Below are 17972 nucleotides of genomic sequence, written 5' to 3'. Positions count from 1 at the left end.
GAAACCCTTGAAATTTCGAAAAATATGTCAAACACAGCTTCCGGATTCGATCTCAGTCTTGATATTGTTCGTGTCGCCGAAGAAGCCGCCATCGCTGCCTATTCCTGTGTCGGCGGCGGCGATGAAAAGGCCGCTGACCAGGCCGCAGTCGATGCCATGCGTCGCGCGCTCAACGCCATCGAAATGGATGGCCGGATCGTCATCGGCGAAGGTGAGCGCGACGAAGCCCCGATGCTCTATATCGGTGAGAAGGTCGGGACCGGCAACGGGCCGCAGATCGACATCGCGCTGGATCCTTTGGAAGGCACGACCCTGGCCGCCAAGGCCATGGCCAATTCGCTCGCCGTCATCGCCTTTGCCCCGCGCGGCGGCATGCTGCATGCGCCCGACACCTATATGGACAAGCTGGCCATCGGGCCGGGGTACGCCAAGGGTATTGTCGACCTGGACGCGACGCCGGAGGAGAATGTCCGCGCACTGGCGAAGGCGAAGGGCGTCGATGTTTCTGAAATTGTTGCCTGCGTGCTGGATCGTCCGCGTCACGACGGCATTATCACGTCGCTGCGCAAGGCCGGCGCACGCGTTCACCTGATCACCGATGGAGATGTCGCCGGCGTCATTCATACGGCTCAGCCGGAAACCGGCATCGACATCTATATGGGACAAGGCGGCGCCCCAGAAGGCGTCCTGGCCTGCGCCGCGCTGAAATGCGTCGGTGGCCAGTTCCAGGGTCGACTGGTGTTTCGCAATGCTGACGAACGCGCCCGCGCCGAACGCCTGGGTTTGACCGACTTCGATCGCAAATACGACCTCGACGATCTGGTCAGCAGTGATGCCGTCTTCATCGCGACGGGCGTGACACAGGGGGCCTTACTGAACGGTGTGCGCAAGGAAGTGACCACCAAGGGTGAGGTTTTCGTCACGACAGAAAGCCTGGTGATGATTTCCAAGACGGGCACCGTGCGCAAGCTTTCGATGCGGCGCCCCCTTAAGGCTTGATACCCTTCGGCCGGCGTGACAGATTCCCTCGATGAGTCTGTCCGCCGTCCTCGATCCATCCAAAGTGTCCGAACCTTATCTCGGCGTCACCGCTTCCCTGACCGGTCGGGGTTGGAGCGAACGGCTTGCTGCGCAAAAGGTCGCACCTGAAACTCTGCGCGAGATCACCCAGCGCCTCGGGTTGATGAATGTCGCCGAGCCTGCCTTTCTAGATCCACTGGCCCGGTTTATCGCCGGACGCGGCATCACCCCGGATTCGCTCGACACCTTTATACATCCGACATTGAAGGCTCTGTTTCCGGATCCGTCCTCCTTTATGGATATGGACCGTGCCGTTGAAGCCATGCTGGAGGCTTTGCAGGCAAAAGCGAAGATCTGCGTCTTTGCCGACTATGACGTCGATGGCGCCACCTCGGCGGCGCAACTGGTGCGCTGGTTTCGGCATATGGGCCACGATCTGACCGTCTATGTGCCCGACCGGGTAACGGAAGGTTATGGTCCGTCCAACGCCGCCTTCGACACTCTGAAGCGACAAGGCGCCGACCTGGTGATTACGGTTGATTGCGGGGCGATGGCGCACCGTGCTCTGGATCACGCCGCAGAGATCGGCCTGGATGTCGTGGTCATCGACCACCACCTGATGCGGGAGGATCCGCCCAGGGCCCTGGCGGTCGTCAACCCCAACCGGCCGGGCTGTACGTCGGCTCAGGGCAATCTGGCCGCGGCCGGTGTGGTGTTTGTTGTCTTGGCAGCGCTGAACCGAGAAGCCGAAAAACGCGGACTGTTCGCGGGGCGCGGCCGGCCCGACCTGATGCAATGGCTGGATCTGTCGGCCTTGGGTGCCATCTGCGACGTGACGGCCCTGACCGGGTTCAATCGCGCTCTGGCCGCCCAGGGCCTGAAGATCATGTCGCAGCGGAAAAACCCCGGCATCAATGCGCTTATGGATATCGCCGGATCGGCCAGCGAGGCCGGCAAGCTGATGAGCACCTTCCATTCCGGTTTCGTCATCGGTCCCCGCATCAATGCCGGCGGGCGGGTAGGGCGGTCAGACCTGGGCGTACGTCTTTTGTCGACCGACGACCCGGTCGAAGCCGCGAGCCTGGCTCAGGAACTGGACGAACTGAACCGACTACGCCGTGACGTCGAAACCCAGGTACTGGAGCAGGCCGCGCGCGTCGCCGAAGACCAGGGCCTGTGGCCCAGCGACGATCCTGTGATTGTCGTTGCCCACCAGGACTGGCATCCCGGCGTCATCGGCATCGTTGCCGGGCGCCTGCGTGAGCGCTGGCACCGGCCGGTCATTATTATAGGCGTTGATCCGGTCAGCGGCATGGGCAAGGGTTCGGGTCGCTCCCAGGCCGGAGTCAATCTGGGCGAAGCCGTGGGGGCGGCATTCGAATCAGGTCTGCTGTTGTCGGGTGGCGGTCACGCCATGGCCGCCGGGTTGAGCGTCGAACGTGATCGCATTGCCGACTTACGGCGGTTTCTCAATGACTATATTCACACTCACGTCGCCGAAGCCGATCAGGTCGAGACCGTCGAAATCGACGCAGCCCTGTCTCTAAAGGCGGCGTCGCGCGATCTATTCGACCGATTCGATCTGCTGGCGCCGTTCGGCCAGGGCAATCCGGAGCCGCTCCTCGCCTTTACCGATGTCCGTGTGGCTTTTGCGCAGGCGATGAAAGGAGGGCATGTCCGGTGCGAGTTGCTGGACGACAGCGGCGCCAAGGTGAAGGCAATTATCTGGCGCGCGGAAGGCACAGCTTTAGGCGACGCGCTGTTGCGGCCATCGGGCAAGGTTCATGTCCTGGCGCGGTTGAAGGCGGATGATTATATGGGGAGACGCGGAATACAGCTTGAGATTGAAGACATTGCGTTGGTCTGAAAAACTTTCTCACGGACTGTGAATAACTTTAAAATAGGGCTTGCACCGCCAAATGTGAAAGGGTAACAAGCGCACCTCTTGATTGCGGTCCCTTCGTCTATCGGTTAGGACGTCAGGTTTTCAACCTGAAGAGAGGGGTTCGACTCCCCTAGGGACTGCCACAAGACCTCAGCTTTCTCCGTTCATTTTGACGTTGAATCCTCCCCACCGATGGGTTCGGGGAAAGTTATCCACATGTTTTCCGGGGCTGGTAGCGGTCTCAGCTCGTGATCACGATAAGATTCCACTCGCTATAAGTGAGTTTTTGGCTTAAAATTCGCAATTACTGCGAAATATCTCTCTTTTTGAATGCCACAACGAGATATCCGTGTTATGGTTGCGTATGTCACTTGAGTTTCATGCGACATGGTGAGGATAGATGAGTTTGTTTGATTATAATAACAAGAACGAAGCCGACGAGTTAGTAACGATCTCAGGTCATGTAAAATGGTTTGATGCCGCCAAGGGTTACGGCTTTATCGTTCCACAGGATGCCACGCTGACAAGCACGCGCGACGTCCTGCTCCACATCTCCAGCCTGCGCGACCTGGGTCGTGACAGTGCACATGAGGGCGCAAAGATTACCTGCAAGATTGCCAAGCGATCCAAGGGCTGGCAGGTCATCGAAATCGACCATCTCGATCAGGCGGCGGAACAGCCGCATGTGCGCAGTGATGTCGCTCACACCCGATCCAGCCGCACCTTGCCGGAAGGCATGCGTGTCGGCGACCTCGAAGCGGCGACCATCAAGTGGTTCAACCGTACCAAGGGCTATGGCTTTGTGGTTCGCGGCAATGATCCCACGGACATATTCATACACATCGAAACCCTGCGCCGTTATGGCCTGGAAGATGTACAACAGGGTGACACGATTATGGTGCGCTTCGGCGAGGGCCCCAAAGGTCTGGTCGTGACGGAAGTTCATCCGAAAGCCCTGGTCTAAGTCAGTACTCGTATCGATTACCGACAAAAAAGCGCGGCAGGCTTCTGTCGCGCTTTTTGCCTTGAAAAGGCCATGCGTCGGCGGCAATTTCGTCGCGACATATTATGGGGTTGGCCATGTCTGGACGTTTCGTTGTTCTTTTCGGATTGATAGCGGTTGCGGTGGGCGCCTGTGGCGTTCAGGCCTCGACGCCAGCGGCTGTACCCATCGGTGCCGCACCACCGCAATGCCGCACCATGGACATTTCCCCCTATACAGCGCCAGAGCGGCTGGAAGTCGTGTCCGCCAAGGGCAAGCGCCTGTTCGCGGTCGAAATCGCTGCGAACTTCCAGACCCGCGCCCAGGGCATGATGTGTCGAACGAAGTTGGCGGACAATGAAGGTATGCTCTTTGAATTCCAGGACGTGGCGGAGCGTGCGTTCTGGATGAACAACACCCTGATACCGCTCGATATCATCTATATCGCTCCGGACGGTCGAATCGTTTCGATACAGAAAAATGCCCGCCCGCTGGATCGCACACCTCTGCCGTCTCAAGGCATGGCCAGTGGCGTGCTAGAAGTACGCGGTGGAATGAGCGATAAGTTGGGGCTTAAGCCCGGTGACCAGGTTATCCACCCGTTTTTCCAATAAGCTGACGATTCGCGCTTTTTCGTCATTTAAGGGGCTTGCGGACCCTGATCTAAAATGGCATGTAGCGCGCCTCTCAAGTCTCGGCTGAGAGCGTCGGGGTGTAGCGCAGCCTGGTAGCGCAGCTGTTTTGGGTGCAGCAGGTCGGAGGTTCAAATCCTCTCGCCCCGACCAATGCTGAGATTGAATTTAAGGTGTCGGGGCGTAGCGCAGCCTGGTAGCGCGTCTGCTTCGGGAGCAGAAGGCCGGAGGTTCGAATCCTCTCGCCCCGACCACTAAAAAAGGCCACTCTTCGGGGTGGCTTTTTTAATGGTCGGGGTGAGGGGATAGGAAACCGGCGGAGCCAATCCTCTCGCCTAGCGGTGCACAGGACGCATTCTTGCATAACCTTGCGGTTATGGATGCCTTTCGAGGTCTTGGCTCCCACTTCGTCTCCAGCCTTGCCAGCAGGCAACGCGGAGGAGGATAAGAAGGTTCGCACCGCCCATTATCCTCCACCCCTTATTGCAACTGCGTCGGATAGTGTAGTAATCACATTTAGGATTCTTTGTCGGAGCCTTTCATGTTCGCGCGTATTTTCAAGCCTGCCAAAACCGCCATGCAATCCGGCCGCGCCAAGACGCACGACTGGATTTTGGAGTTCGAGCCCAAGTCGGCGCGGACACCGGATCCCTTGATGGGCTGGTCGTCTTCGGCGGACACGGAAGCGCAGATTCGACTGACGTTCGAAACCAAGGACCAGGCAATGGCCTATGCCGAACATCATGGAATTCCGTTCCGTTTGATCGAACCCGAGCTGCCGCCGAAAATCATCAAGGCCTATGCTGACAACTTCGCCTATACGCGCCGCCAAAGCTGGACGCACTGACGTTTTGACGTTTTGAGGCTCCGTAGCTCAACTGGATAGAGCATCCGCCTTCTAAGCGGACGGTTACAGGTTCGAGCCCTGTCGGAGTCGCCACCGTTAAGACTCTCTCAACCCAATCACGCCATCCTGACTTAGCTCGCCCCGGTGACCACCGGGGTGTCGAGTGAGTGCTGCCCCCATTCGGCCCAGGATCCATCATAGAGTAGGCCTGAGGTATGGCCGGTTTCTGCCAAGGCCATACTGATAATGGCCGCGGTAACACCCGACCCGCAGGACGTAACAACCGTTGCTCCATCATGGACGCCAACGGCCGTTAGAATGTCTCGCAACTCTGCTTCTGGCCTTAGGGCGCCGTCCTGAATGAGTTCGGCGAACGGCAGGCTCCGGCTTCCCGGTATGTGACCCGAGCGAAGCCCGGCACGTGGTTCCGGCGCCGTACCTTCGAAACGGGCACGCGAACGGGCGTCGAGCACGAGATATCGGTTGGGCGTGTCCATCAGTGCCTTCCGGTCAATGATACTTCCAGCCGTCGGACGAGGTGTGTAGATCGCCGGCGCCGGCACAGGTTTGTTACCCTCCAGCGCGAAGCCAGCCGCCTTCCATGCGGGCAGGCCGCCGCGCAGTACCTGCACCTTGGAGTGGCCCATAACGGTGAATGTCCACCACACCCGCGCAGCGGAAAACAGTCCCTGCCGGTCATAAATCACGACATGGTCGCCGGCGGAAACACCCATTCGCCCGACCGCTTCGCCAAAGTGTTCAGGCGACGGCGCCATGTGGGGAAGGCCGGTTGTGTGGTCGCTGATCGCTTCAATGTCGAAAAACTGCGCGCCAGGAATGTGCTCTTGCTCATACAACGCACGCATGTCGGTGCCGTCGAGTGCCCAACTGCCATCGATGACCTTGACCGCATCGGCCGCGATTAGCGCGTCCAGTTCGAAAGCATCAATCTGAGTCGTCATTCCCGTCTCCCCGGCTGCGATAGGCATCGAGCGCGCGTTCGCGAGCGAAGGCGTGGTCGACGATCGGTCGGGGATATGGAACCGTGCCGCGCGGTTTGTCAAATTTGCGGCGATAGATATCGTCGGGATCGAACTTGTCAGCCTGAGTGATCGGATTAAAGACGCGAAAATACGGGGCGGCGTCGGCACCGCAACCGGCGACCCATTGCCAGTTACCGGGGTTGCTCGCCGGATCCGCGTCCAGCAGGCAATCCCAGAACCACTGTTCGCCGCGTCGCCAGTCGATCAGAAGGTGTTTCACCAGGAAGGAGGCGCAGACCATACGGACGCGGTTGTGCATGAATCCGGTCTGCCAAAGTTGCTTCATCCCGGCGTCGACGAGGGGATAACCGGTTTCGCCGCGGGCCCAGGCGCGGAAATCCTTGTCACTGCTCTGCCAGGGAAAGGTCGAAAAATCGTCGCGGAAATTGCGCGTGTGAAGCTCGGGTTGAAGGTCAAGAATGTTGTAGTTGAACTCGCGCCAAACCAGTTCCTTGCGGAATTTCTCTGCGGGGGCGACCAGGCGTGGCGTCGACCGAACGACCTTATCGAGCTCGGTCAAAATCCGGCGTGGACTGATTTCGCCAAAGCGCAGATGCGGCGACAGATATGAGGTCAGATCCTTGTCCGGTCGATCGCGGCCATCTTCGTAATCGGCCAGGCCGCTCGCCAGAAACCGCCGCAACGCACCGCGGGCTCCGGCTTCGCCAGGTTTGAAGATCGAAAAGCCTTCCGCCCAGTTTTTCCCGGATGACGTTTTTTGCGGTGTCAGTGCCAGGTCTTCCAAAGGCAAAGTCGGCGGCCAGCATGACGGTACGGGCCATTCATGGGTTGATAGGACGGGTGGGGAATCAACATGCAATCTGCCCGCGGCCTCAGCGGCCTTAAAAAAGGGGGTATAGACGCGATAAGGCTTGTCGTCCTTGGTCTTTATACTGCCCGGCGCGATCAGGAAACCTGTCAGATGGCGTTCAAGGGCGACACCAATTTCGGCAAGATCGCGCTCAAGCTGACGATCAAACTCTTCCGTCACAGGTTCAAGGGTTTTAGAACAAATGACCGTTTTTACTGATGTTTTTTTGCAAAGATCGGCCAGGACGAGCTGGGACTGACCCCGAGCAATAATCAATCTTGATCCGAACCTGGCCAAGTCTTCATCCAAAGCATGAAGAGATTGGTGTAACCACCATCGTGACGCGGCGCCCAGCGGCCGGGCAGAGGTGCTCTGGTCCCATATGTAGAGCGGCAAAACCGGTCTTTTTGTGGCAAGCGCTGCGGCGACCCCAGAATGGTCGTGCAGGCGCAGGTCAGAGCGAAACCAGAGGATAACGGGATATTCGGAAAGGGCCATGTCACGACAATGTTGGTGAAAAAACTTGCCTGTCAAACAGGTCTTGGGCACAAGGGCAGACATGCCCGCCACTACGCCTTTAAGCTGCTGTATAATCGCCAGGAATGAAGGTGATCGGATCGGCGATGTCATCCGCGCCGTTGCCGGTCTGGTCGATGAGGTCGTCGTCATCGATAGCGGTTCGACCGACAACACGGTTGCCGTAGCGGAAGGTCTCGGGGCGCGGGTGGTGCATCATGACTGGCCTGGGTACGGACCGCAGAAACGGTACAGTGAGGACTGCGCGGCATACGACTGGATTCTCAATCTGGATGCCGATGAAGTGGTGACGCCAGAACTTTATTCCGAGATCAAGGCGATGATGCGCGAAGGGCCGAAGTTGAAGGCCTATCGTTTCCGCATCATGAATGTCTATCCCGGTCGCGACAAGCCGCGGCTGTGGGCCGACTTTCATAACTATGTCCGCCTCTATGATCGCCGGGTTGTGCGCTTTCGTGAAAGCCCCGTGCACGATACCGTCGACACGCGCGATGAACCTGTTGGCCAACTGACCGGCACTGTGACGCACTTCTCGTCGCGATCGTTCGACCATATCCGGCAGAAGTTCGAATCCTACAATACGCTGCAGGCCAAGGTTCTGAAAAAGCCGTCCTGGCAACTCTGGGCCCGGTTGCCGCTGGAGTATCCTCTAGGCTTCCTGCGATACTATGTTTTCCGTCGCCACTTTACAGGCGGCTTCGATGGCGTGCGAGTCAGCCATATCGCGGCCGAGGCGCGTTTCAAACGTATCCTGAAATTTCTGGCGGCGCAGCGCGCCGGCGAAACGCGTACTGGGCCGGCGGGATGAGCGATAAGGTTGGTTTCTGGCAGGACCTGATGTGGCGATTCGAGGCGATTGCCTTCGACGCGACCGTCGGATTGTTGCGGATGTTTCCGGTCGACGTCGCGTCGGATCTCGGCGCGGGCCTGTTGAAGGCGCTGGGGCCGATATCTCCGGTTCAGAAGGTCGTCAACCGCAACCTCGATCTGGCGTTTCCGGAAAAAGACGGCGCCTGGAAGGCGCGGGTATCGAGAGCGCAGTGGGACAATCTGGGCCGCACCTTCGCCGAGATCGCCATGATGGACCGCATCACCGTAGCCAATGGTCGAATCGTCGTTGAAAACGCCGAACGACTTGACGAGATCGAGACGTCGGGAACACCTGTTGTCTTCATTTCCGGGCACTTCGCCAACTGGGAAATCATGCCGTCGGTCATCAATGAATCCGGCGTGATCTGCCAGATGACGTATCGCGCCGCCAACAACCCCTACGTCGATGCTCGCTGGCGCAAAGCCCGGGAACGTTATGGCACGCGTCTGTTCGCGCCCAAGGGCGGCGACGGCGCGAAAGAATTACTGGCCGGGATGGCGCGCGGTGAGTCTGTGGCGTTGATGAACGACCAGAAGTTCAACCGCGGCGTTTCGACGCCTTTCTTCAGCCGGCCAGTCGATACGGCCCCCGGGCCGACGCGATTGGCTATGCGGTTCGGCACGGTTTTGCAACCGATGACGGTGGAACGGACCGGCGCAGGGCGCTTCAAGGTGACGGTGTGCGATCCGATCGACGTGGTTGATACCGGCCGCAAGTCCGAAGACATCGACGCCACGGTGTGCAAGGTCAGCGCGTTTATCGAGTCGGCCGTGCGCTCTCGGCCCGAAGAATGGTTCTGGGTGCACAAACGCTGGCCGAATGACGCCTATAAGCCGGAAACGCCGGGTCACAAAAATTGAAGCCGCCAATCTGTTCAATCCCATCCGCGGAGCTTAGGTTGCCGACCAGATGAGTATGTGGACGCAGATTCTGAAAAAGCGCAGGCTGAGCCTGGTGATCGGGGCGCTGATCGGCGCCTTCGTCACCTTGACCTGGATGTATCTGCAGAACGATATTCACCGCAACTACCTCGACCCCAAGATTCCCTTCCAGGTCTATAGTCCGCCGAGGGCACCCGACTATGCCAAGCCGGCGGCGTGGTACCTCAATCCACAAATAGCGGGTTATTATGCAGATCCGCGCAAGGTCGACGTCTTCTTCGTTCACGGCACGACCTTCAATGGCGGTCGCGACTGGCTTGGGCGGATCGACAGCAAGGGGATTGACGAGGACGTCCATCGCATCCACCTGCCGAACTACGCGGCCCCCTTTTCCATCATGGGCAATGTTTACGCGCCCAAATATCGCCAGGCGAGCCTCTATACCCAACTGACGCTGCGCGAAGATGCTCGCGAGGCGCGGCAATTCGCCTATCGCGACGTCGAAGCGGCATTCCGCGTGTTCCTAACCAAGCGCAAGGGCGGGCGGGGGTTTGTCGTTGTCGGGGTCGAGCAGGGCGGTCTGATGGCCGAGCGATTGCTGCGTGACGTGGTGGCGTCCGATCCCGAGTTGAAAAGCCAACTGGTCGCGGCCTATCTGCTGGAAGTGTCTGTGCCCGAGCGCCAGTTCGGCACCGAGGGACTGTTCTTCCCGGCCTGCCTGTCGCGGAGCCAGGTCGGTTGCGCCCTGAGTTATCTCAGCGTTGAAGCCAACCGACCGGACAAGGCTTTGCAACGCCAGCAAAAGGCCGTCTACTGGGAAGGCGACCGGTTGGAACCGCTGAACGCTCAGAAGGCGATTTGCGTCAATCCGATCCTGGGGGGAGTCAGTGAAGAGGCCGCCGAAGCCAAGATTTCGCTGGGCGCGACCAACGCCACGGGCCTGGAATGGGGGGTGGAACCGGCATTGATTCCACGCAAGGTCGCCGCGCGCTGTGTGCGTGGCGTTTTGGTCGTCGACAAACCGGGATCGCCGTCGTTCAACGATGCGGGGACGTGGGAGGATCGCAGAAAGGTGAATTTTTACAATCTTTTCTACGGAGATCTTCAGGAAGATTTTCAGGTGCGCTGGACGGCGTTCCGCAACGTGTAGCCCTGATCAATCCTGCTTGTCGGCGACGTCAGCCCGCCAGTCGAACAGTTGTTTTAATACCTCGATCGCCTTACGTCGCGGCGCAGGGAGTGCGTCACCTTGATGTAGAATGTAAACGGCTTCGCGTGCCGCCAGGGCAATCAGCGCTGTGTGACGCACAGGGTCGACGAACCTGTAGTCCGGGAACCCAGATTGCTTGGCGCCCAGGATGTCACCTTCGCCACGCAGCTTCCAGTCCATCTCGGCAATTTTGAAGCCGTCCTCGGTGTCACGCAACAGTTCCAGGCGCGCCTTGGCGTTCTTGGACAGGGGCGAATCGTACAGCAGGATACAGGCGCTTTTCGCGGCGCCGCGGCCGACGCGGCCGCGCAACTGATGCAGTTGGGCCAATCCGAAACGCTCGGCCTGCTCGATGATAATGATCGACGCGGTCGGGACATCGATTCCGACCTCGACGACGGTCGTAGCGCACAGCACCCGTAGTTCGCCGGCGGCAAATCGTGTGACGACGTTGTCTTTGGTTTCCGATGGCATGCGGCCATGCACCAGGCCGACTTCGATGCCCAGGGCTTCCTGCAGTTCTTCGTGCCGTTTCTCGGCCGCGATCAGATCAGACTCGGCGGTGTCCTCAACGAGGGGGCAGACCCAGTAGGCCTGTTGACCGTCAGCCAGCGCCCCTTTCAGGCGATGCATGACATCGGCCAGGCGCGCGCGCGGCACCACAGCGGTATGGATGGGCTGACGCCCGGCCGGCTTCTCGTCCAAAATACTGAGATCCGCTTCACCGTACTGGGTCAGGGCAAGGGTACGCGGGATCGGCGTGGCCGACATGGAGAGGTAATGGACAGCTTCGCCCTTGGAAAACAGCTTCTGACGCTGGCCGACGCCGAAGCGATGTTGTTCGTCAATGACGGCCAGTTGCAGGCTGTGGAAATCGACGCCTTCCTGGAAGACGGCATGGGTACCGAAGACCACCTGAGCCTCACCCGAGGCCACCGCAGCGCGCTTTCGGTCACGCTCCTTGCCTTTGTCACGACCGGTCATAATGGTCGAAGAAATACCCAGAGCCTCCAGAATTGAATGACTTTTTTCAAAATGCTGACGGGCCAGGATTTCGGTCGGCGCCATCAGGACACTTTGCAAACCGTCTTCTGCGACATCGATCATTGCCATCAGGGCGACCAGGGTCTTACCGGCACCGACATCGCCCTGGACCAGCCGATTCATACGATGTCCGGACCGCAGATCGCCGCGGATATCGGCTAGGGCGCGGACTTGGGCACCCGTCATGGCAAAGGGCAGGGTCGTCAGGGCCCTGTCGGCCCAGGCGTGGCGATCGATCACGCGGGACGGGGTATTCTGACGGAACTGTTTACGTGCTTTCAGTGCGAGTTGGTGTGCCAAGGCTTCGTCATAGGCCAGGCGTTGGCGCGGTTTGGCATCGGGATCCAGGTCGAGTTCGCTCAAGGGCGTATGTGCCGCGGCCAAGGCCGCATGAAAGGACGGCCATAAGTATTTGTCGACCATAGCCAAATCCAGCCATTCCGGCAGTTCCGGCGTGATAGAGAGCGCGCCCTGCACCAGCTTACGCAAGGTGCGCGACCCGAGGTCGAGTGTCGCCGGATACACCGGTTCGCAGGCCGGGATTTCGGCAGCGCGGGCCTCATCGACAAGGTAGTCCGGATGCGGCATCTGCAACTGGTTATTGAAGCTTTCCAGCTTTCCGCTGATCAGCCGTTTGGAGCCGACCGGGTGCTGGGTTTCAAATCCACGGATGCGGTGGAAATAGACCAGGGTCAGCCGGGTCGTGTCGTCGACGGTCTCGATTCGCTGCGGTCCCTTGGCCGGCGCCGGGGGATAGCCCGCGATCGTCACCGCCACGGTCTGGACCTCACCGATTCGCGCGCGGTTCAACGGCACCAGAGGCCGCTTGATCACGCCGGATGGCAGGAAAAACGCCAAGTCGCGGATATGGCTACCCACATGCTGGGCCAGAACAGGCGCCAGTTTGGGGCCGACGCCCTTCAGGGTCGTAACATCGGCATAGTAGGGGAATAAAATTTCCGGACGCATGGGCTTATCAAGCACCAAAAATGCTTTATGAGAAGGCCCTCAATATACAAGGACCTGCCGCCGTGAGCGAAGCGCGTGAAGCCCGCCTGAAGAAACTGTCCTTTCGCGCCTGGCGCCGCGGCTTCAAGGAAGCCGACATCATACTGGGGCATTTCGCCGACGAACACCTGGGGCGGATGAGCGACGCCGACCTCGATATCTTTGAAGTGCTGTTGGAAGTTCCGGATCATGACCTTTACGGCTGGATCATCGAACGTGAACCGGCTCCGGCTGACTTCGACTCCGAAATCATGAAACAACTCAATCAGTTTTATAAAACGGCTTACAAAAAAATCCAGTCATGACCACGCTTAGCGAGATTACCGGACGTGCGTCTTCGCTGACCCTGAGCGGCAGCCCTGAAGGTTATGAAAGCCTGGTGGCGGCGGATCTGGCCAGAGCTGGCGGCGTCAGTGTGTTTATTGCCCGCGATTTCGGGCGCATGAACGCCGTTGCGGAGGCCTTGAAATTCTTCGCGCCCGAACTGGACATATTGAGCTTTCCGGCCTGGGATTGTCTGCCATACGACCGCCTCAGCCCAACCCCCGGCGTCATCGCCCAACGCATGTACGCCTTGTCGCAACTCTCAGCTTATCGCGATAAGCGACCTGAAAAACCTGTTCTTTTTCTGACGACGGCCTCGGCCATGGCCCAGAGGGTGCCGCCGCGATCGATTGTCGACCAGGGACGGCTGAGCCTGAAGCCGGGTCTGACGATCGACATGACGGACCTGGACGCCTATTTCGTCAACAACGGCTATACCCGAGTATCCACCGTGGCTGAGCGCGGCGAATTCGCCGTGCGTGGCGGCTTGGTCGATGTCTTTCCGCCATCGGCTGATGAACCGGTTCGACTCGACTTCTTCGGCGACAGTCTGGAATCGATCCGCAGTTTCGATCCGGAAACCCAACGGTCGCTCAAACAGATTAGCCAGCTCAACTTCACCGCCGTGTCGGAGATCCGCATGGATACGGACAGCATAAGCCGTTTCCGCCAGGGTTATCTGGCGGCGTTCGGCGCTGCAGGTGATGATCCGGTCTACGCGGCCCTGTCGTCCGGCATCCGTCGTCAGGGCGTCGAACATATGCTGCCCCTGTTCTACGACCATCTTGACAGTGTTTTCGACTATCTGCCTCCGCTTAGCCTGGTCATGCTCGATGCCCTGGCCGGCAACGCCTTTGCCGAACGTGCCGACACTGTGCGGGACGCCTACGAACTGCGCGTCGCGGCGATGAAGGATAAGGGCGGATCGGCCTATCGCGCCATCGCGCCGCAGAGGCTCTACCTGGATGACGGCCAATGGAAGGCTGCCTTGGGGGCGCACAGAGTACGCCGTTTCGAACCGTTTGAAGGGGAAGCGGTTGATGCGATCGATCTGGGCGGGCGTTCCGGCCGGAATTTCGCGGAAGCGCGAAAGCTCGATAGCGTGAACCTCTTTACGACGGTCGCCGATCACGCGCAGGCACTCGCCAAACAGGGCAAGCGCGTCATCTTCGCGTCGTGGACCGATGGCTCGTCGGACCGACTGGCTGCCATGTTGGCCGATCACGGCCTCACCAGTCCGCGCCTCGCTTCCAATTGGGTCGATGCGCAAAGCTATGGCGTCGCGGGAACCAAGGCCAAGCCGATCCAGCGGGCGGTCCTGCCGCTGGACCACGGTTTCGAAACCGAGTCTTTGGCGGTCATTTCTGAAACCGACATATTAGGTGATCGTTTAGCTCGCCCGCGTAAGCGCCGACGGGCACAGAATTTTTTGGCCGAAGCGTCATCGCTGTCACCCGGCGATCTGGTGGTTCATATCGAACACGGCATTGGGCGTTATGAAGGGCTAAAGACTCTAAGTGTCAACGACGCGCCACACGACTGCCTGGAACTGCATTACGCAGCGGAATCGAAACTGTACCTGCCTGTCGAAAACATCGACCTGCTGACGCGATATGGTTCCGACAGTGACAGTGCGCAACTGGACCGCCTGGGTTCCGCCAGTTGGCAGGCCCGCAAGGCCAAGGCCAAGCAAAAGCTGCGCGAGATGGCCGATGGCCTGATTCAATTGGCCGCCGCGCGCGCCCTTCGTGAGGGGGCTCAGATCGATCCTCCGTCGGGCTTGTACGACGAATTCTGCGCCCAGTTTCCCTACGAGGAGACCGACGACCAACTCCACGCTATCCAGGATGTGCTGGAGGACCTCGCCAAGGGACAGCCGATGGATCGCCTGATCTGTGGCGACGTCGGTTTTGGCAAGACCGAGGTGGCGCTGCGCGCGGCCTTCGTGGTCGCGATGTCCGGCAGCCAGGTCGCCATTGTTTGCCCGACGACGCTCCTGGCGCGTCAGCATTTCAAGACCTTCACGCAGCGTTTCCAGGGCTGGCCGGTGCGCGTGCGTCAGCTTTCGCGCCTGGTTGGGCGTAAGGACGCCGACGAAACGCGTGAAGGGCTGAAAAAGGGCGAGATCGAGATCGTTATCGGCACCCATGCGTTGCTGTCGGAACAGGTCAGCTTCAAGGACCTGGGCCTGGTTATCGTCGACGAAGAACAGCATTTCGGGGTCAAGCATAAGGAAAAGCTGAAGGCCTTCCGCGCCGATGTCCATATGATGGCGCTGTCGGCAACGCCAATCCCGCGCACATTGCAGATGGCACTGTCAGGCATTCGTGACATGTCGATCATCGCCACGCCGCCGGTCGATCGTATTGCCGTTCGAACCTATGTGCTGCCATACGATCCGGTGGCGCTGCGCGAAGCCCTGTTGCGCGAAAAATACCGTGGCGGCCAGGCCTATTACGTGGTTCCGCGTCTCAGCGATCTGCCGGATGTAGCTGATTTTCTTCGGGTTCAGGTGCCGGAGATCAGGTTTGTCATCGGCCACGGTCAGTTGTCACCGACGGCTCTGGAAGACGTCATGACGGCCTTTTATGAGGGGCAGTACGATGTCCTGCTGTCGACAACGATCGTCGAATCCGGCCTCGATGTGCCAACCGCCAATACGCTGATCGTCCATCGCGCCGACATGTTCGGCCTGGCCCAGTTGTACCAGATCCGCGGCCGCGTCGGGCGGTCCAAGACGCGCGCCTTTGCCTACCTGACAACGCCGCAGCACCGCACCTTGAGCGTCGCTTCAGAAAAACGTCTTAAAGTGTTGCAATCACTGGACAATCTGGGGGCTGGCTTCCAACTCGCCAGCCACGATCTCGACATCCGCGGCGGCGGAAATCTGCTCGGTCACGAGCAGTCGGGTCACATCCGCGAAATCGGGGTCGAACTGTACCAACAGATGTTGGAGGATGCCGTCGCCGAGTTGCGCCAGAAATCAGATGAGAACCTGTCGGATCACCGCAGTTGGTCGCCACAAATCAATGCCGGCGCTGCCATCATGATTCCAGAGGCCTATATTCCCGACCTGAACATCCGTCTGGCCCTGTATCGCCGGGTATCCGAGGCGGAAAAGCTGGCCGATCGGGAAGCCCTTGCGTCGGAACTGATCGACCGGTTCGGCCCCATCCCACAAGAGGCTGAGCAGCTGTTGAAAGTGGTTGGAATCAAAGGTTTGTGCCGGGAAGCCAATGTTGCCAAACTGGATGTCGGCCCCAAGGGAGCAGTCGTCACCTTCCGCAATGACACGTTCAACAATCCGATAGGTCTGGTCAAAAACATCCAAAGCCGGCCCAATGACTGGAAGCTGCGTCCCGACCAGAAACTGCTGGTCAGGGGGGAATGGCCGGAGGCCGTTCAACGTTTGGCGGCGGCCGAAATCATCATGAAGGAGCTAGCGCGACTCGCGGCGGCCTAGCCCGCTTGGCGGTCGCGGCTGTCGGCTGCGGCCGCGGCGCGCATCAGGACATCGGCGGCCGGTTCGCCTGCGCGCATCTCGGCGACACCGACGTCGAACTCGACCACAAAGGGTGGGCGTCCATGGCCGGAATCGAAAGCGGTACAGCCGATCACCGCTGAGATGCGCTCTGCGACATTGCGCGCGGAGTTCAGTGTGGTGGCGGGCAGGGCCAGGGCAAAGACGTCATTGGACAAACGGCCGCCCGTGTCTTCGGCGCGGACAAGCCGCGCGATCATCGAGCCGATCTGCGGCACAGCGCGGTCAAACATCTTCTTCTGGCGGGCCCGAACGATGTCGGGTGTATCGGCAATCTTCAATACGCAGATGCACATCGGGCGCTGGCGGTCGACGGCGCCCCTGGCGAGGCGCGCCAGGTGAGCGGCAAACAGGTCGCGGCCGAAAAGTCCTGTGCCCTTGTCCATCTGCGATTCGCCACGCATGGCTTCCAGCGTCTTGCGGATGGTAAGGTGGCGGCGATGGACCCGCGCCAGTCGCACCAGGCGATCCGCGATTTCACCGACGCCGGCGGCGGGGTTAGCAATGTCACTGACGCCGCGCAGATAGGCATCGCCTAGGTCGAGTTCCACGACGCGGTTGAGCCGCAACAAAACGGGTGTATGATACAGGCGCGTATTGCGTCGCATGCCCGAAGCGATAGCCAAGGCCTCCGACGGCTGATCGCTGCCCCACAACAATACGGCGTCAAAGACCTTGTCGTGGAGGTAGTCGAAAGCGCTGTAACTTGACAGTGCGGCGACCACATCACAGCCCTGGGCCTTCAGGGCGTGGCTAAGCGCGAGGAACTCCGGGTCGGGTTGACCGATCGACAGTAAACTCAGTTTGGGTTGAGTTTTCATAAGTTGATCAAGGCTTTGTGCGCCACTGTTAAACGTCTGACAGCGGAGGTCGTACTCTTCTTCTGCGACGCAGGCGCGCACCAGGTGTTCGACGCTGAGCGAAATCTGCTGCGGATGGGCATCGCGGGTAAAGACCATGTCCCAACCCGCCGGAATGACATAGTCATCGTCGTGTCGCATCATGATCGCCGCGATCCGTCGCGGCTGACAGGCTGCGCGCAGTTGATCCAGAACCTCTGGCCATTCCCTTTGGCAGGTTTCATTGACCAGCACGGCTTCAATCCCGAGATCGGCCAGCGCGGCGCAGGCGGCTTCGGGTGTTTCCGCAGAGAGTGTGCGCGTCCCCAGCCGGTCCAGATCGCGGCTCAACCCTTGCAGCCAGCCGTCGTCGCGACTCAGCAGCAACAGACGCGCATGAAGGGTCAATGCTTACGCTCCTCTACCTCTACCTGAAGACAGAATCGTTTCCGTCTACCCTGGCGGGCCCGATTCATAGAGCCGAAACCGTAAACAAG

Annotated in this window: 14 protein-coding genes and 4 tRNA genes; 14 read left to right on the top strand and 4 right to left on the bottom strand. The window is 59.6% G+C overall.

Annotation, left to right across the window (positions count from 1 at the left end):
- The first annotated feature begins 24 nt into the window (after positions 1-24).
- From glpX to ABI_RS17555, 9 genes are all read left to right on the top strand, one after another.
- The gene (glpX, locus tag ABI_RS17595; protein ID WP_006274402.1) at positions 25-999 is read left to right on the top strand and encodes a class II fructose-bisphosphatase; all 975 of its coding nucleotides are present in this window, start codon (positions 25-27) and stop codon (positions 997-999) included.
- 31 nt (positions 1000-1030) lie between these two features.
- Positions 1031-2887: a single-stranded-DNA-specific exonuclease RecJ gene (gene recJ, locus ABI_RS17590; protein ID WP_006274401.1), complete on the top strand. Its 1857-nt coding sequence runs from the start codon at positions 1031-1033 to the stop codon at positions 2885-2887.
- Between the two features lie 86 nt (positions 2888-2973).
- A tRNA-Glu gene (locus tag ABI_RS17585) sits at positions 2974-3048 on the top strand.
- Positions 3049-3305: 257 nt separating this feature from the next.
- Complete coding sequence (locus ABI_RS17580; protein ID WP_006274400.1) at positions 3306-3869, top strand: cold-shock protein; 564 nt, start codon at positions 3306-3308, stop codon at positions 3867-3869.
- A 236-nt stretch (positions 3870-4105) separates the two neighbouring features.
- Positions 4106-4501 (top strand): DUF192 domain-containing protein, encoded by a 396-nt coding sequence (locus ABI_RS17575; protein WP_245531387.1) that lies wholly within the window; start codon positions 4106-4108, stop codon positions 4499-4501.
- 94 nt (positions 4502-4595) lie between these two features.
- Positions 4596-4672, top strand: a tRNA-Pro gene (locus ABI_RS17570).
- Positions 4673-4696: 24 nt separating this feature from the next.
- Positions 4697-4773 (top strand) — tRNA-Pro (locus ABI_RS17565).
- 287 nt (positions 4774-5060) lie between these two features.
- Complete coding sequence (locus ABI_RS17560; protein WP_006274398.1) at positions 5061-5366, top strand: ETC complex I subunit; 306 nt, start codon at positions 5061-5063, stop codon at positions 5364-5366.
- A 16-nt stretch (positions 5367-5382) separates the two neighbouring features.
- A tRNA-Arg gene (locus ABI_RS17555) sits at positions 5383-5459 on the top strand.
- 38 nt (positions 5460-5497) lie between these two features.
- On the opposite strand, the gene ABI_RS17550 is transcribed toward ABI_RS17555, so the two are convergent.
- On the bottom strand, positions 5498-6328 hold the full coding sequence (locus ABI_RS17550) for a sulfurtransferase (RefSeq protein ID WP_040309569.1): 831 nt from the start codon (positions 6326-6328) through the stop codon (positions 5498-5500).
- On the bottom strand, positions 6312-7781 hold the full coding sequence (locus ABI_RS24565; RefSeq protein WP_245531386.1) for a cryptochrome/photolyase family protein: 1470 nt from the start codon (positions 7779-7781) through the stop codon (positions 6312-6314). Before ABI_RS24565 ends, ABI_RS17550 begins: the two co-directional genes overlap by 17 nt.
- Between ABI_RS24565 and ABI_RS17540 the strand changes: the two genes are divergently transcribed.
- From ABI_RS17540 to ABI_RS17530, 3 genes are read left to right on the top strand one after another with little or no spacing between them, the layout of a single operon-like run.
- Positions 7780-8565, top strand: coding sequence for a glycosyltransferase family 2 protein (locus ABI_RS17540; protein ID WP_006274394.1), 786 nt, complete (start codon positions 7780-7782; stop codon positions 8563-8565). The genes ABI_RS24565 and ABI_RS17540 overlap by 2 nt on opposite strands.
- Positions 8562-9488 carry a lysophospholipid acyltransferase family protein gene (locus tag ABI_RS17535; RefSeq protein WP_006274393.1) on the top strand — a complete coding sequence of 309 codons (927 nt, stop codon included), beginning with the start codon at positions 8562-8564 and terminating at the stop codon, positions 9486-9488. The genes ABI_RS17540 and ABI_RS17535 overlap by 4 nt, the downstream gene beginning before the upstream one ends.
- Positions 9489-9537: 49 nt before the next feature.
- Entirely contained in the window at positions 9538-10659 is a 1122-nt protein-coding gene (locus ABI_RS17530) for a DUF3089 domain-containing protein (protein ID WP_245531385.1), read from the top strand.
- Between the two features lie 6 nt (positions 10660-10665).
- Here the strand turns inward: ABI_RS17530 and recG are convergent, their stop codons facing one another.
- The gene (recG, locus tag ABI_RS17525) at positions 10666-12732 is read right to left on the bottom strand and encodes an ATP-dependent DNA helicase RecG (protein WP_006274391.1); all 2067 of its coding nucleotides are present in this window, start codon (positions 12730-12732) and stop codon (positions 10666-10668) included.
- Positions 12733-12794: 62 nt separating this feature from the next.
- On the opposite strand from recG, the gene ABI_RS17520 reads away from it, so the two are divergent.
- Entirely contained in the window at positions 12795-13076 is a 282-nt protein-coding gene (locus tag ABI_RS17520) for an FAD assembly factor SdhE (protein ID WP_245531384.1), read from the top strand.
- Positions 13073-16558, top strand: a complete 3486-nt coding sequence (gene mfd / locus ABI_RS17515; RefSeq protein ID WP_006274389.1) for a transcription-repair coupling factor — start codon at positions 13073-13075, stop codon at positions 16556-16558. Before ABI_RS17520 ends, mfd begins: the two co-directional genes overlap by 4 nt.
- Here the strand turns inward: mfd and ABI_RS17510 are convergent.
- Positions 16555-17883, bottom strand: coding sequence for a GGDEF domain-containing protein (locus tag ABI_RS17510; RefSeq protein WP_006274388.1), 1329 nt, complete (start codon positions 17881-17883; stop codon positions 16555-16557). The two genes, mfd and ABI_RS17510, sit on opposite strands and share 4 nt — an antisense overlap.
- Positions 17884-17972 lie beyond the last annotated feature (89 nt).

The sequence above is a fragment of the Asticcacaulis biprosthecium C19 genome, from assembly GCF_000204015.1.
GTDB classification, from domain to species: domain Bacteria; phylum Pseudomonadota; class Alphaproteobacteria; order Caulobacterales; family Caulobacteraceae; genus Asticcacaulis; species Asticcacaulis biprosthecius.
Note: the sequence above shows the minus strand (reverse complement) of the source record. Positions and strands in the feature narration are given on the sequence as shown.

What these genes read in the sequence shown, in the direction of transcription:
- glpX (WP_006274402.1), top strand. Translation starts at nt 25, where the DNA reads ATGTCAAACACAGCTTCCGGATTCGATCTCAGTCTTGATATTGTTCGT.
- recJ (WP_006274401.1), top strand. Translation starts at nt 1,031, where the DNA reads ATGAGTCTGTCCGCCGTCCTCGATCCATCCAAAGTGTCCGAACCTTAT.
- ABI_RS17580 (WP_006274400.1), top strand. Translation starts at nt 3,306, where the DNA reads ATGAGTTTGTTTGATTATAATAACAAGAACGAAGCCGACGAGTTAGTA.
- ABI_RS17575 (WP_245531387.1), top strand. Translation starts at nt 4,106, where the DNA reads ATGGACATTTCCCCCTATACAGCGCCAGAGCGGCTGGAAGTCGTGTCC.
- ABI_RS17560 (WP_006274398.1), top strand. Translation starts at nt 5,061, where the DNA reads ATGTTCGCGCGTATTTTCAAGCCTGCCAAAACCGCCATGCAATCCGGC.
- ABI_RS17550 (WP_040309569.1), bottom strand. Translation starts at nt 6,328, where the DNA reads ATGACGACTCAGATTGATGCTTTCGAACTGGACGCGCTAATCGCGGCC.
- ABI_RS17540 (WP_006274394.1), top strand. Translation starts at nt 7,780, where the DNA reads ATGCCCGCCACTACGCCTTTAAGCTGCTGTATAATCGCCAGGAATGAA.
- ABI_RS24565 (WP_245531386.1), bottom strand. Translation starts at nt 7,781, where the DNA reads ATGTCTGCCCTTGTGCCCAAGACCTGTTTGACAGGCAAGTTTTTTCAC.
- ABI_RS17535 (WP_006274393.1), top strand. Translation starts at nt 8,562, where the DNA reads ATGAGCGATAAGGTTGGTTTCTGGCAGGACCTGATGTGGCGATTCGAG.
- ABI_RS17530 (WP_245531385.1), top strand. Translation starts at nt 9,538, where the DNA reads ATGAGTATGTGGACGCAGATTCTGAAAAAGCGCAGGCTGAGCCTGGTG.
- recG (WP_006274391.1), bottom strand. Translation starts at nt 12,732, where the DNA reads ATGCGTCCGGAAATTTTATTCCCCTACTATGCCGATGTTACGACCCTG.
- mfd (WP_006274389.1), top strand. Translation starts at nt 13,073, where the DNA reads ATGACCACGCTTAGCGAGATTACCGGACGTGCGTCTTCGCTGACCCTG.